Origin of the sequence: Amycolatopsis sp. cmx-4-83 (assembly GCF_046548815.1) — a bacterium.
Classification (GTDB): Bacteria; Actinomycetota; Actinomycetes; order Mycobacteriales; family Pseudonocardiaceae; genus Amycolatopsis; species Amycolatopsis pretoriensis_A.
Map to the genome: position 1 here is coordinate 169,339 of NZ_JAEBEF010000016.1, position 12,600 is coordinate 181,938.

The following is a 12,600-nucleotide window of genomic DNA, read 5'->3' on the forward strand; positions in this document are numbered from 1 at the left end:
GGGCCGAAGCGAGCGGGTTTCGCCTCACGGCACCAGGCGGTGCACCCCCACCAGCACCTGCTGCCAGACCGCGGCCGGGTCGGCGCCCTGCTCGACGGCCTTGAGCCCGGGCGCGATCACCGTCTCCTGGATCTTGCCGTCACCGGGGCCCTTGTACTGCGGCTTCCCGACCTTCTGCGCCTGCGCGACGAAGACCTGCCCGCTCAGTGCCCCGCCGAAGTAGCCGTTCATCTCGCTCAGCAGGTCGGGGGAGGTGAAGGCCTCGACCTGGCTGGGAAAGTTGCCGCTGACCCGGAACGCGTGCAGCTGCTGCTCCGGCGCGGTCAGCCAGGCGGCGAGGGCGGCGGCTTCCTTCGGGTGCGCGCTCGCGGCCGGGACGGTCAGGTAGGACCCGCCCCAGTTGCCACCGCCGTCGGGGAAGGTGTCGGTGATCGCCCACTTGCCCGCGTTGCCCACGCCGGCCTGCTGCTCGATGACGCCGAGCATCCACGAAGGACAGACCTTCGTCGCGAAGGCGCCCAGGCGCAGGCCGTTGTTGCCGTCGTCGGCGAACGCTGTGAGCCCCGCGGACTGGCCCTGCTTCACCGCGGTGGTGACCTGGTTCCAGGCGTCCCGCAGGGCGGTGTTCGTCTCCAGCGTCGAGTGGTCTTCGCGGTCGAGGTAGCCGACGGGGAGCTGGTTGACCATGGCGTTGAAGTTCTGCGCCGCGGAGTCGAACCACGCCTTGCCCTTGGAGCGCTTGACGTACCGCTCGCCCGCCTGGAAGTAGCTGTCCCAGGACTCGAACATCGTCTTCACCGAGCCGGGGTCGGTGGGCAGGCCGGCGGCTCCGAGCAGGTCCTTGCGGTAGCACATGGCGAGCGGGCCGATGTCGGTGCCGTAGCCGACGAGCTTGCCGTCCTTGCTGCGACCGGCTTCGTACTTCCACTCGAGCCACCGGCCGGGCCGGACGTCGGCGGGACCGGCCTTCGCCAGGTCGGTGAACTTCCCCGACTGCGCGAGGACGTCGGCGAGGTGGCCTTCCTCGACCGCCTGGATGTCGGCGAGCTCCTGGCCGTTCTGCAGCTTGGCCAGCAGGTCCTGGTGGTACGGTCCGCCCTGCTCGGTGCGGACCTGCCGCACCGTGATCCCGGGGTGGGTGAACTCGTAGCCGGGGATCAGGTCGTCGTAGCCGAACTGCCCGAACGTCGCCAGCGTCAGCGTGATCTTCTCGGGCGTGGCCGGCCCGCAGCCACCGGTCAGGACCAGCAGGACCACTGCGACGGCGCAGGCCAGCCGTCTTCGGATTTGCTTCATGTGCGCGCACTCCCCGTCCACGATTCACTCCCTCGTGATTGGGAGCGCTCCCGGAGGGGAGTCTCGTTCCGGGTGCGGCGGGTGTCAAGGTGCGCGACGGCGGGTGTCCGGACGGACACCGGGCGAACGGAGGAGCGCGGTGAAGCGGCCGACGATCACTGACATCGCGCGGGAGGCGGGGGTGTCGAAGGGCGCGGTGTCGTACGCGCTCAACGGGCGCCCGGGCGTCTCCGAGGCGACGCGGGCGCGGATCACGGAGATCGCCCGCCGGCTCGGCTGGTCCCCGAGCAGCGCGGCGCGGGCACTGGCCGGCGGCCGGACCGGGGCGATCGGCCTGGTCCTGGACCGCGCCCCGGACGTCCTCGGCGTCGAGCCGTTCCTGGTAGCACTGCTGGAGGGGGTCGAACGCGAACTCGGGCCGGTGTCGTTGCTGCTGCCGGTGCGCGGGGCGGCGCACCGCAAGGTGGACGGCCTGCTGCTCGCGGGCCCGTCGTGCGCGGTGGCCGCCCCGGGCGTACCCGCGGTGCTGCTGGGCGGCCCGCGGCCCGGGCCGCCGGGCGTCCCGTCGGTGTGGGTGGACGACACCGCGGCCGCGGGCGAGGTGCTGGGCTACCTGGCGGCGCTCGGCCACCGCCGGGTGGTCCGGATCGCGGGCCGGGCGGTGTTCGCCGACCCCCGGGCGCGCGCGGAGGCGTTCACTTCGGCGGCGGCCCGCCTGGGTTTCGTGGAGACGGCGACGGCCGACGCGGGCACGGCGGAAGCGGGCGCGGGGGTGGCCCACCGCGTGCTGGCGGTCCCGAATCCCCCGACGGCTTTGGTGTGCGACACGGACGTACTGGCGGTCGCGGCCCTGGCCGCGGCTCGGGAGCTGGGGTTGGCGGTACCGGGCGACGTTTCGGTGGTGTCGTGGGACGACTCGCCGTTGTGCCGTCTGGTCCGTCCGGCTTTGTCGGCGGTGCGGCGGCCGTTGGCGGAGTTGGGTGCTTTGGCGGCGGTGGTGTTGCGGGATTTGCTGGTGGGGGAGGCGGCGGGGGATGTGTGTGCTCCGCGGCCGTCGTTGGTCACTCGGGGGAGTACCGGGCCCGCTCGGCCGTGAAGGCCGCGCCGGTGGACCGGCGCGGCCTTCGTGGACTGTCCACTGCGGATGGTCAGGTGCCCTGGCAGGACAGCGAAGGTTGCGCCGGGTTGGTGCCCGTCGCGTTGACCACCAGGCCGAACGTCGTTTGCCCGTCCGGGGCGATGCGGCCGTTCCAATCGGCGTTGCGGACTGTCACCACCGAACCGGACTGGCTCAGGGTGCCGTTCCAGACGCTGCCGACCGTCTGGCCGGCGGGCAGGGTCCAGCCCGCCTGCCAGCCGTTGTACGCGGACGTGCCGTGGTTCATCACCGTCACCGTGGCCTGGTAGCCGCCGCTCCACGCGTTGGTGATCTCGTACATCGCCATGCACGAGCCGACCGGCGTGGTCGGGGTGGTGGTCGGGGTGGTCGGCGTCGTCGGCGTCGTCGGGGTGGTCGGCGTCGTCGTCGGCGTACCAGGGTCCTTCACGCCGGTGACTTCCCCGTGCCCGCCGTCGAACGTCACGTCCGAGCAGCCGTAGAACGTCTCCGCGCTGTCGGAGCGCTTCCACACCGAATAGATGATGTGCCTACCGGTCTTGTTCGACGGCAGCGCGCCGCTCCACTTGTACTGGCCCTCGACCGTGCCGACCTGGCCGGTGACCGGCGGGTGGTCGATCGTCAGGAACGGCTGGTCCTCCAGCGAGTCCCAGGTCAGCGGCTGGTTCGGGTTCCAGCCGTCCTTCGTGACGTAGGTGTAGAACCAGCCCGGGTGCGCCGCCCACGCGTTGTAGGAGAAGTCGAACGTCGCCCCGGACGTCAGGTGGGTCAGTGGCCAGTCGCCGACCTGGTCGAAGCCGGCGTAGCCCGGGTTGCCGCCGGAGCAGAGCTTCCCGTCCGGGATGAAGCCGCGTGTGCGCCCGGCGCCGTCGGAGCGCAGCACCGCGAACCAGTTGTACAGCGAGTTGGCGCCGCTGGTGTTCACCGCGGCCGAGCAGGCCGGGTTCTGCGGGATGATCTGGCCGGTCGAACTGAGCCCGTCCTGCCAGCACAGGAACGTCCGGCTGCCCGGTTTCATCATCGCGCCGTGCGCCTCGGCCGTGCCGGTGTTCAGCAGGATGGCGGTCAGGCTCGCCAGCAACACGGTGACGGCGGCGAGGATCGTACTTCGTCTCCTGGTCACGTCTGTCCCTTCGTCGGGTAGCGTGCGTCGAAGACTGGGAGCGCTCTCAAGGTCAGGATACGCGGTGGCGGTCACTTCCGGAACAGCCCGCGGTGACCGGGGCGGCCCCCTTGGCCTACGTTGACGGAGGTCGTCGATCACCGAGAAAGGCACAGCGTGGAAAGTCCGTCTCCGGTCCCCGCCTGGGTGCGGGCCGAACCCCTCCGGCTGCTCGGGTTCGCCGCGCACGCGGCCCACCCCGATGGCGGGTTCGCCTGGCTCGACGACACCGGGCGGCCGGTGCTCGACCGGCCCGTCGAAACCTGGATCACCTGCCGGATGACGCACGTCTTCGCGCTGGCGCAGCTGCAGGGCGCCGCGACCGGGGCCCAGGTCGCCCACGGTGTCGAGGCGCTGACCGGCCTCCTCCGTGATCCGCACCACGGTGGCTGGTACGCGACGACAACGTTGTCAGAGAAGCGCGCCTACGAGCACGCCTTCGTGGTCCTGGCCGCGTCGAGCGCGACGGCCGCCGGGGCGGCGGGCGCGGAAGAACTGCTGGCCGAGGCGCTGGACGTCGTCGAACGCCGGTTCTGGGAACCCGGGCCAGGGCTCGTCGCCGACGTCTGGGACCGCGGCTGGACGCGCCTGGAGGACTACCGCGGCGCCAACGCGAACATGCACACCGTCGAGGCGTTCCTGGCCGCCGCCGACGTCACCGGCGACCGGGTCTGGGCCACTCGCGCGCTGTCCATTGTGGACCACCTGGTGCACGGCGAAGCCCGCGCGCACGGCTGGCTGCTGCCGGAGCACTACGACCCGGCCTGGCGGGTGCGCCTCGAGTTCAACCGGGACGAGCCCGCGCACCCGTTCCGCCCGTTCGGCGCGACGATCGGGCACCTCTTCGAGTGGGCGCGCCTGGCCGTGCACCTCAAGCGCGCGCTCGGCGGCGACGCCCCGGACTGGCTGGTCCCGGACGCGGCGGCGCTGTTCGAGACGGCGACCCGGACCGGCTGGGCCGTCGACGGGCACCCCGGCTTCGTCTACACCACGGACTTCGACGGCACGCCGGTCGTGCGCACCCGGCTGCACTGGGTCGTGGCGGAGGCGATCGCCGCCGCGTGGACGCTGCACCAGGAAACCGGCGAGCCGGTCTACCTCCAGCGGTTCGAGGAGTGGTGCGCGCACGCCGAGGCCTGCTTCGCCGACCGGGAACGCGGGTCGTGGCACCACGAACTCGACCCGGAGAACCGCCCGGCCGCGACGGTCTGGGCGGGCAAGCCGGACGTCTACCACGCCTACCAGGCGACGCTGCTGCCCGCGCTCCCGCCCGCCGCGTCGTTCGCCGGCGGGCTCACCGCGCGTCGCTAGACTCCCCACGACCCGCCGACCGAGGAGAACCATGTCGCCTTTCGCCGCCGCCGGGAACCGGTACGCGGACATGCCGTACCGGCGGGCCGGACGCAGCGGGCTGAAGCTGCCCGCCGTGTCGCTCGGCCTCTGGCACAACTTCGGGGACGACAAGCCCCTCGACGTCCAGCGCGCGGTGCTGCGCCGGGCGTTCGACCTCGGCGTGACGCACTTCGACCTGGCCAACAACTACGGGCCGCCGCCCGGCGCGGCCGAGGCGAACTTCGGGCGGCACTACGCCGCCGACTTCCGCCCGTACCGCGACGAGATCCTGGTGTCGTCCAAGGCGGGCTACCTGATGTGGGACGGCCCGTACGGCGAATGGGGCTCGCGCAAGAACCTCCTCGCGAGCCTGGACCAGAGCCTCGCCCGCACCGGACTGGACCACTTCGACGTCTTCTACTCCCACCGCCCGGACCCGGAGACGCCGATCGAGGAGACCATGGGTGCCCTCGACACCGCCGTCCGGTCGGGCAAGGCGCTGTACGCGGGCATCTCGAACTACTCGCCCGAGCAGACCGAGGCCGCGCTGGCCGCGCTTCGCGACCTCGGCACGCCGCTGCTCATCCACCAGCCGTCGTACTCGATCCTCAACCGGTGGGTCGAGGACGGTCTCCTCGACACCCTCGACGAGCACGGCACCGGCTCGATCGCGTACTCGCCGCTGAGCCAGGGCCTGCTGACCGACCGCTACCTCGACGGCGTCCCGGCCGACTCGCGGGCGGCCGGCGCGAGCCCGTTCCTCACCCGCGACCGCCTCACCGAGGAGACGCTGGACAAGATCCGCGCGCTGAACGACGTCGCGAAGCGGCGCGGGCAGACACTGGCCCAGCTCGCCATCGCCTGGGTGTTGCGCCGCGGGCGCGTGACGTCGGCGCTGATCGGCGCCAGCAGCGTCGCGCAGCTGGAGAACACCGTCGCGGCCACCGCGAACCTCGAGTTCACCGACGACGAGCTGGCCGAGATCGACCGGATCGCCGCCCGGTAGCTCAGCAGCCGATCCGCGAGGCGCCCACGGCGACGTCGTCGAACCACAGCGTGTCGGCGTCGCCGGCGTAGCTCTCCCAGCCGAGCCGCAGGTCGGTCACGGCCGGGTGCCAGGATCGCGCGAGCCACTGCTGGTCGACGTCGGCGGTCGGGACGCCGTCGACGACGAGCCCGGGCACTTCGGCCGAACCCAGCCACGTCCGCAGCTGCCCGCCCGCGCCGTCGAGCCGGAACTCGAAGCAGGACCAGGCGCCGGTGGGCAGCGGGACGCTCTGGGCGACCCCGGCCGGGCTCTGCGCGGGCAGGGTGGCGTCGTCGGACTCGCGGTTCCACTGCAGCGCGCGGTTCTGCCCGCCCGCTCGCAGGTCCTTGCCGTCGGTGCTGTCGCGCATCGCGAGGAAGGTGACGTGCCCGGCGGGCAGCGCCGTCGTGTGCCGGACCCAGAACCGCCCGTAGAGCACGCCGGTGCCGCTCACGCTGGTGCCGAGGAACGCGTGGTTGCAGTAGCCGCCCTGGCCGGTGACCTTCACCGAGCGGCTGCCCGAGTGCGCCACCGAGGCGTCGACGGTCACCGTGCCGGTGCCCTGGCAGTTCGCCGCGCCGACGGTCCAGCGGCCGCCCGGGGTGCCGCCGGTCTGCTGCTCGAAGTCGTCGCAGAGCGCGGCGTCCGCGCAGCCCGCGGGCGGGGGCGCCGACGTCGTCGTCGTGGGCAAGGTGATGGGCGTCGTGGCGGTCGTCGTGACCGGGGGAGCGGGGTCGCCGCACGCGACGCCGTTGAGGGCGAAGTCCGTGGGATCCGCGCCGCTCCCGGTGCCCTGCAGGCCGAACGACACCGCACCGCCGGCGGGCAGGGCGGCGTTGTAGGGCATGCTTTCCGCGGTGACGGCGGTCCCGGACTGGCGGACGGTCGCGTTCCACGCCGAGGTGACGGTCTGGCCACCGGGGTAGTGCCACGTGAGGGCCCACGAGGAGAGCGCGGTCGCGCCGTTGGTCACGGTGAGGTCGGCGGTGTAGCCGGTCTGCCACTGGTTCACCCGGTACGCGACCGAGCAGGCGGGCGCGGCGGCGGCCGGGCCGGCGGCGAGGACCGCGGTGGTGCCCGCCGCGGCGAGGCAGAGGGCGGCGAGGGCACCGGCGAACCTGCTGGGCATCGGGATCCTCCCGGGACGCGGACAGGGGCGCCGTGGCCTGCACCACGACGCCCCTGGGTGGTGGCCGCGTTCTGGCGAGGCGACCTGGCATGGGAGCGCTTCCAGCCGCCGAAAAAGTAACCCCCGGATGTCGCTCTTGTAAAGCGGGACCCGGACGCGCCGCGATCCGGTGGTCGGTTTTCCGGCGCCGCCGGGCCCGTGCTCGGCCACTGAACGGTACTGAACGGCCGAACCCGTTGGCGGGCAACGGGTGTGCTGATCGCGCTGCGCTACCGCCCCGCGCCCCGGGATGCCGCCGTTGGGGTGGAATCCGGCAATCCGGTTCAAGATCACGACGGGTCCTCGCCGGAGCCGGAACGGACTCGGTGTCCCGCTTGGGTGGGAGCGCTCTCATTTCCTCCGGGATGGACGGTCGAGTCCTCTGTGGAACGGATCGGCCCGCGCGGGCGTCGAAGCGCCGTGCCCGAAACCGCAGACCGACGTCCGGCCGCACCTTTTCCCCGCCGGGCCCGCCCGGTCCGCCCGGCGCGGAAATCCTTGTTGCGGGCTCAACATCTCGAAAATCACACGGTCCCGGCAGCGGTGACGCCCTGGGCCCCCGCTGTCACGCTGGGGTACTGTCATCCGTGTGCACCAGTACTCCGAACCGCACTGGGTGAACGATGAGCCGACAGGTCAAGCCAGGGAGTAAGCCGTACCGTGCACAACTGCGCGACCGGCTGGCCGCTCTGGGCTTCCCCGAAACGGCGATCCCGGCCCGGGTGGCGGAGAACCTGGTGGTGGAATGCGGGATCCCGCCGCGCACCGCGTGGCGGCTGGCGTCCGAGCTTTCGCTCGACGTGGCGGCGCACCGCTACAACGCCGCGACCGGCGATCCCCGCGCGGGGATGCGCGGGACGCGGATCTGGGAGTACGAGCAGTGGCCCGAACGCGGTGTCCGGCCGACGATCGCGGCACTGCGGGTGCTGGCCGGCGTCTACGGCACCAGCTGGAAATCCCTGCTGGGCCTGCGTGATCTCGAGCAGCTACCGGCCAAGGACCTCGCCGAGTACCACGCGGAAGAAGAACCGGTGGCGGTCGTGCCCGTCTCCGCGCCGCCCGCTCGCGCGGAGGTGCGCGGCGAAGCCCGGCCGGACGAGGAAATCGGGGCAAGCGCACTCGATGACGCGATTCTGCTGACCCAGACCAACGTCGACGACGTCCAGCTCGACGACCTGTGGTCCGACCTGGACTTCCTGGGCGGCGCCTACACCCGCACCGCGCCCGACGCGGTCCTCGGCCAGCTCGCCGTCATCGACGAACGGACGTCGGCGCTGCTGAAGGGCAGGCAGCGGCCGAAGCAGACGCAGGACCTGTTGCTCGTCGGGGCGAAGTGCTCGGCGATGATGGCGTGGATCGCGGGCGACCTCGGCCGGTACCGGCTTTCGCGCCAGCTGAACTCCGCCGCTTGGCTCTACACGCAGTACGCCGACGACTTCCTGGCCCGCCGCTGGGTGCGCACTTCGCAGGCGCGGGTGGCGTTCTGGTCCGGCAACGGCATCGAGTCCGCGCGGCTGGCCGCCGACGGGCTCAGCTACCACGTCGGCCCGCGCCTCACGGACGCGCCGCTGATCCTCGCCGAGGCGCGCGGCTGGTCGTCGGTGCAGGCCGAGCCACAGGTGCTGGACGCGATCGCGCGCTGGACCAGCATCGAAGACCCGGACCTCGGTGCCGGCGGCGAAGACCGGTTCTTCAACATCACCAAGGACCGGCGCCACTACATGGCCGGGACCTCGCTGCTTTCGGTCGGCCAGGCGTCGGCCGCGCTGCGCGAGTTCACGACCGCCCGCGAGGCCTACGAGAAACTGTCCTTGGAACACCGCTGGGAGGCCATGGACCCGATGATCCGGATCGACACGGGCCGCGCGCACCTGAGGCTCGGCGACCTCGACGGCGCCGCCGCGCAGGTGGAGCAGGTGCTGGCCGCGGACGTCGGCAGCCAGCCGGACATGGTGCACTCGATGCTGAAGGTGCTCGCCACCGAGCTGACCGAGCCGCGCTGGCGCGCGGCGGTGACGGCGCGGAACCTGGCCGAGGCGGTCCTGGACGCCCACGCTTCGGCGCGGCCGTGACCGGCGACCCCACCCGGGCGGAGGTGGCGCCGGACGCTCCCGCGCGCCCTGGGACCGGGCACGAGGACGACTGGGCGCTCGAAGGCCGCACCCGCCGGGACGTGGTCGTCGTCGCCGATCGCTTCGCGCGGTTCGCCCGCGGGGAGCGGGTCCTCACCGTGTCCGGCCTGCTGGCCCTGCTCGCCGCCGACGACACCGACCCCGAACCCGCCTCCTGCCACTGGGTCGTCCACCTCGGCCAGGGCATCGACGCCACCGACCACGACCTGCTCGAAGCGGCCCGCGAGAAGAGCGGGGTCACCGTGACCTTTGCGGACCCGCCGGCCTTCCGGCGCGTCCCGGAACGCTCGGTCCTCGTGCACAAGGACCGCTCCGAGAACGTCCTGCTGGCGGGCGTGCACAGCCCGTCGGCCGGGCACTGCCAGGCCGAGCTGCGGATCCACCGGGACAACGAGCTGATCCTCGACCACCACACCGGCGAGCACGTGCAGGGCATCGTGATCGTCGAGGCGATGCGGCAGATCTGCATCGCCCAGTTCGAGACCGCGATCCGGCCCGGCCTGGCCACGCCCGCGTATGCGGGGGTCTGGAAGCGGATCGACCTGTCGTTCCAGGACTTCCTGTTCCCGCTGCCGGCCACGGTCGAGTCGCTCATCGAGGAGTCCGACCTCGGCCGGGAGAGCAACCTGAAGTTCCGCGCCACCACGGCGGTGCGCCAGCAGGGGCGCACGGTGGCCACCGCGAACATCGAGTACTCGATGATCGCGCAGGGGCGCATCGACGCACTGGAACGCCGCAAGGCCGACCAGGCGACCCGCGCCTACCTCGGCTGAGCCGAAACCCACTCCGGAAGGGAAACCACACCACGATGTCCGAAGAGCCGGACCGTTCGGCGTCCTTCGCGCAGGGACTCAAACTCATCCAGCAGCTCGGCGGGGTCGACCGCCCGGCCGTGCTGGACCTGTTCGAGAGCATCGGCGAGGCCGAGTTCGGCGAGCAGTGCGTCGGGTTCATCTACGGCGACGTCTACCACCGGCCCGGGCTCGAGCTCCCGGAGCGGCAGCTGACGACCGTCGCCGCGCTCACCGCGCTCGGCTACGCGGGCTCGCAGCTGCAGTTCCACGCCAAGGCCGCGCTCAACGTCGGCTGCACCCGCCGCCAGCTGGTCGAGGCGGTCATCCACGTCAGCTCGTTCGCCGGGTTCCCCGCCACGCTCAACGCGCTCACGGCGCTCAAGGCGGCGTTCGAGGGCCTGCCCGAGGACGAGCCGGCGGCCGAGCCCGCCGAAGTGCCGTGGGCGGGCATCGAAGACCGCTACGAGCGCGGGCTGGCCGCGATGAAGGCGGTCGACGGCGAGGCGGGGGAGAAGGTCGCCGTCGCACTGGCCGACATCGCGCCCGACCTGGCCACCTACATCATCGAGTTCACCTTCGGCGAGCTCTACACCCGGCCGGGGCTGAGCCTGCGCCACCGCGAGATCGTCACGATCGCCGCGTGCGTCGCGCTCGGCACGGCGCTGCCGCAGCTGAAGGTGCACATCCACGGGCTGCTCAACGTCGGCGGCACCGAGAAGGAGGTCGTCGAGACCGTCCTGCACCTGGCGTTCTACTGCGGGTTCCCGGCCGCGCTCAACGCGATCGGCGCGGTGCGGGAAGTGTTCGCGCAGCGATGAGCGGGTTCGGGAAGCTGCGCGCCGTCGCGCTCGACTGCGACGGCGTGCTCATCGACGACACCTACCTGGCCATGATCGCCCGGTTCGTCACCGCGCACGGCGGGGTCTACGACGCCGCGGCCGAGCGGGACGTGATCGGTCTGCGCGACATCGTCGTCGCCGAGAAGATCACCGCGCTCTGCGGCCTCGACCAGCCGGCCGAAGAGACGCTCAAGCAGCTGTGGGCCGCGCGGCAGGAGTACCTCGCCGAGCACCCGATCCGCGTCGCCGAAGGGGCGCGGGACTGCCTGGAAGCGCTCTCGAAACTGCCCGTGCGGCTGGTCTGCTACGGCGGCCGGACCCGCGAGCACACCTTCGACCGGTACCTCGGCGAGTTCGTGGACCTGTTTGACCCGGCGGTGCCGTACGTGAGCATCAACGAGCACCGCCCCGGCGTCGAGCACATCACCCGGACCGTGCTCGGCGCCGGCTTCGACGAGATCGTGTTCGTCGACGACGTCAGCCGGGTGGCCGAGGACGCCCGCGCGCACGGCGCCGGGTTCATCGGGTTCCCGTCGAGCCCCGCCCACGCGCGGCAGCGGGACTTCATGGCCGGCCACGGCGTCCGCCACTTCGCGGCGTCGCTCGCCGAATTGACCCCGGAACTCCTGGAGATCGTCGACGCGGAGCTCGCGACTTCGACACACTGGCTTCGTTGAGGATTCCCCGCACCCTTGGAGCCGCCGTGAAGTACTTTTCGCTGCCCCGTCCCGGCGCCGGGCTCGTCTCGGGCGAGCGCGACGTTCCCGAACCCGGTCCCGGGCAGGTCCTGGTCCGGCTGCGCGGGTGGGCGGTCAACGCCCGCGACCTGATGATCGTCAAGGGTTTCTACCCGAAGCCGGTGAAACCGGACGTCGTGCCGCTGTCCGACGGCGCGGGTGAAGTCGTCGCGGTCGGCGAGGGGGTGCGTGCCTGGGCCACCGGCGACCGGGTGGCCGCGACCTACTTCCCGGACTGGCTGTCCGGGCCCGGCACGCCGGAGAAGACGGCCGACGACCTGGCCGGCACCCTCGACGGCGTCCTCGCCGAGTACGCCGTCTTCGCCGAGGACGCGCTCGTCGGCGTCCCGGCGCACCTCGACTACGCCGAAGCCGCGACACTGCCCAGCGCGGGCGTCACGGCGTGGCGCGCGGTCGTCGAGGAAGGCGGGCTCGTACCGGGCCAGACCGTGCTCACCCTGGGCAGCGGCGGCCTGTCCACCTTCGCGCTCCAGTTCGCCGCGCTCGGGGGCGCGCACGTCGTGTCGACGTCCGGCTCTGACGAGAAGCTCGAGCGGCTCCGCGAGCTGGGCGCCGCCGAGACGCTCAACCACGCGACGACGCCGGAGTGGGGTGCCGCGGTGGCCGAGCTGACCGGCGGCGGCGTCGACCACGTCGTCGACGTGGGCGGCGGCGGCACGATCGGGCAGTCGATGCTCGCCGCGCGCTACGGCGGGCACGTCAGTGTCGCCGGCGTGCTGACCCACGAAGGCGGCGCCGACCCGATCCTCGTGCTGGTCAAGCAGCTGACCCTGCGCGGTCTGACCAACGCCTCCCGCGAGACGTTCCAGGCGATGAACCGGGCGATCGAGCACACCGGGCTCCGGCCGGTGATCGACCGCCGGTTCGCCTTCGACGAGGTCGAAGAAGCCCTCAAGCACCTCGAGTCCGGCAGCCACGTCGGGAAGGTCGTGCTCGAAAGCGCCTGAGCGGCCGCGGGCCCCGGGTAACTTTTGC

The 12,600-nt window shown here is 72.3% G+C and carries 11 protein-coding genes; 8 read left to right on the forward strand and 3 right to left on the reverse strand.

The genetic code is table 11. The features are described from left to right. Positions 1-24: 24 nt before the first annotated feature. Positions 25-1,296, reverse strand: coding sequence for an ABC transporter substrate-binding protein (locus ACLJQM_RS40515; RefSeq protein ID WP_410635636.1), 1,272 nt, complete (start codon positions 1,294-1,296; stop codon positions 25-27). Between the two features lie 139 nt (positions 1,297-1,435). Between ACLJQM_RS40515 and ACLJQM_RS40520 the strand changes: the two genes are divergently transcribed. After that, positions 1,436-2,392, forward strand: coding sequence for a LacI family DNA-binding transcriptional regulator (locus ACLJQM_RS40520; protein WP_410635638.1), 957 nt, complete (start codon positions 1,436-1,438; stop codon positions 2,390-2,392). A 52-nt stretch (positions 2,393-2,444) separates the two neighbouring features. Here the strand turns inward: ACLJQM_RS40520 and ACLJQM_RS40525 are convergent, their stop codons facing one another. After that, positions 2,445-3,536, reverse strand: coding sequence for a lytic polysaccharide monooxygenase (locus ACLJQM_RS40525; RefSeq protein WP_410635639.1), 1,092 nt, complete (start codon positions 3,534-3,536; stop codon positions 2,445-2,447). Positions 3,537-3,692: 156 nt separating this feature from the next. Between ACLJQM_RS40525 and ACLJQM_RS40530 the strand changes: the two genes are divergently transcribed. Continuing rightward, complete coding sequence (locus ACLJQM_RS40530; protein ID WP_410635640.1) at positions 3,693-4,886, forward strand: AGE family epimerase/isomerase; 1,194 nt, start codon at positions 3,693-3,695, stop codon at positions 4,884-4,886. A gap of 31 nt (positions 4,887-4,917) precedes the next feature. Further along, positions 4,918-5,913, forward strand: a complete 996-nt coding sequence (mgrA, locus tag ACLJQM_RS40535) for an L-glyceraldehyde 3-phosphate reductase (protein WP_247022987.1) — start codon at positions 4,918-4,920, stop codon at positions 5,911-5,913. Between the two features lies 1 nt (position 5,914). On the opposite strand, the gene ACLJQM_RS40540 is transcribed toward mgrA, so the two are convergent. After that, on the reverse strand, positions 5,915-7,063 hold the full coding sequence (locus ACLJQM_RS40540; RefSeq protein ID WP_410635642.1) for a cellulose binding domain-containing protein: 1,149 nt from the start codon (positions 7,061-7,063) through the stop codon (positions 5,915-5,917). Between the two features lie 662 nt (positions 7,064-7,725). Here ACLJQM_RS40540 and ACLJQM_RS40545 point away from each other — a divergent pair. From ACLJQM_RS40545 to ACLJQM_RS40565, 5 genes are read left to right on the forward strand one after another with little or no spacing between them, the layout of a single operon-like run. Beyond that, entirely contained in the window at positions 7,726-9,174 is a 1,449-nt protein-coding gene (locus ACLJQM_RS40545; RefSeq protein ID WP_247022989.1) for a hypothetical protein, read from the forward strand. Beyond that, entirely contained in the window at positions 9,171-10,007 is an 837-nt protein-coding gene (locus tag ACLJQM_RS40550) for an AfsA-related hotdog domain-containing protein (RefSeq protein WP_410635644.1), read from the forward strand. Before ACLJQM_RS40545 ends, ACLJQM_RS40550 begins: the two co-directional genes overlap by 4 nt. Before the next feature lie 35 nt (positions 10,008-10,042). Continuing rightward, complete coding sequence (locus tag ACLJQM_RS40555) at positions 10,043-10,846, forward strand: carboxymuconolactone decarboxylase family protein (RefSeq protein ID WP_410635646.1); 804 nt, start codon at positions 10,043-10,045, stop codon at positions 10,844-10,846. Further along, complete coding sequence (locus tag ACLJQM_RS40560; protein ID WP_410635647.1) at positions 10,843-11,544, forward strand: HAD family hydrolase; 702 nt, start codon at positions 10,843-10,845, stop codon at positions 11,542-11,544. Before ACLJQM_RS40555 ends, ACLJQM_RS40560 begins: the two co-directional genes overlap by 4 nt. A 26-nt stretch (positions 11,545-11,570) precedes the next feature. Beyond that, entirely contained in the window at positions 11,571-12,572 is a 1,002-nt protein-coding gene (locus ACLJQM_RS40565) for a zinc-dependent alcohol dehydrogenase family protein (protein WP_360770608.1), read from the forward strand. Positions 12,573-12,600: the final 28 nt, after the last annotated feature.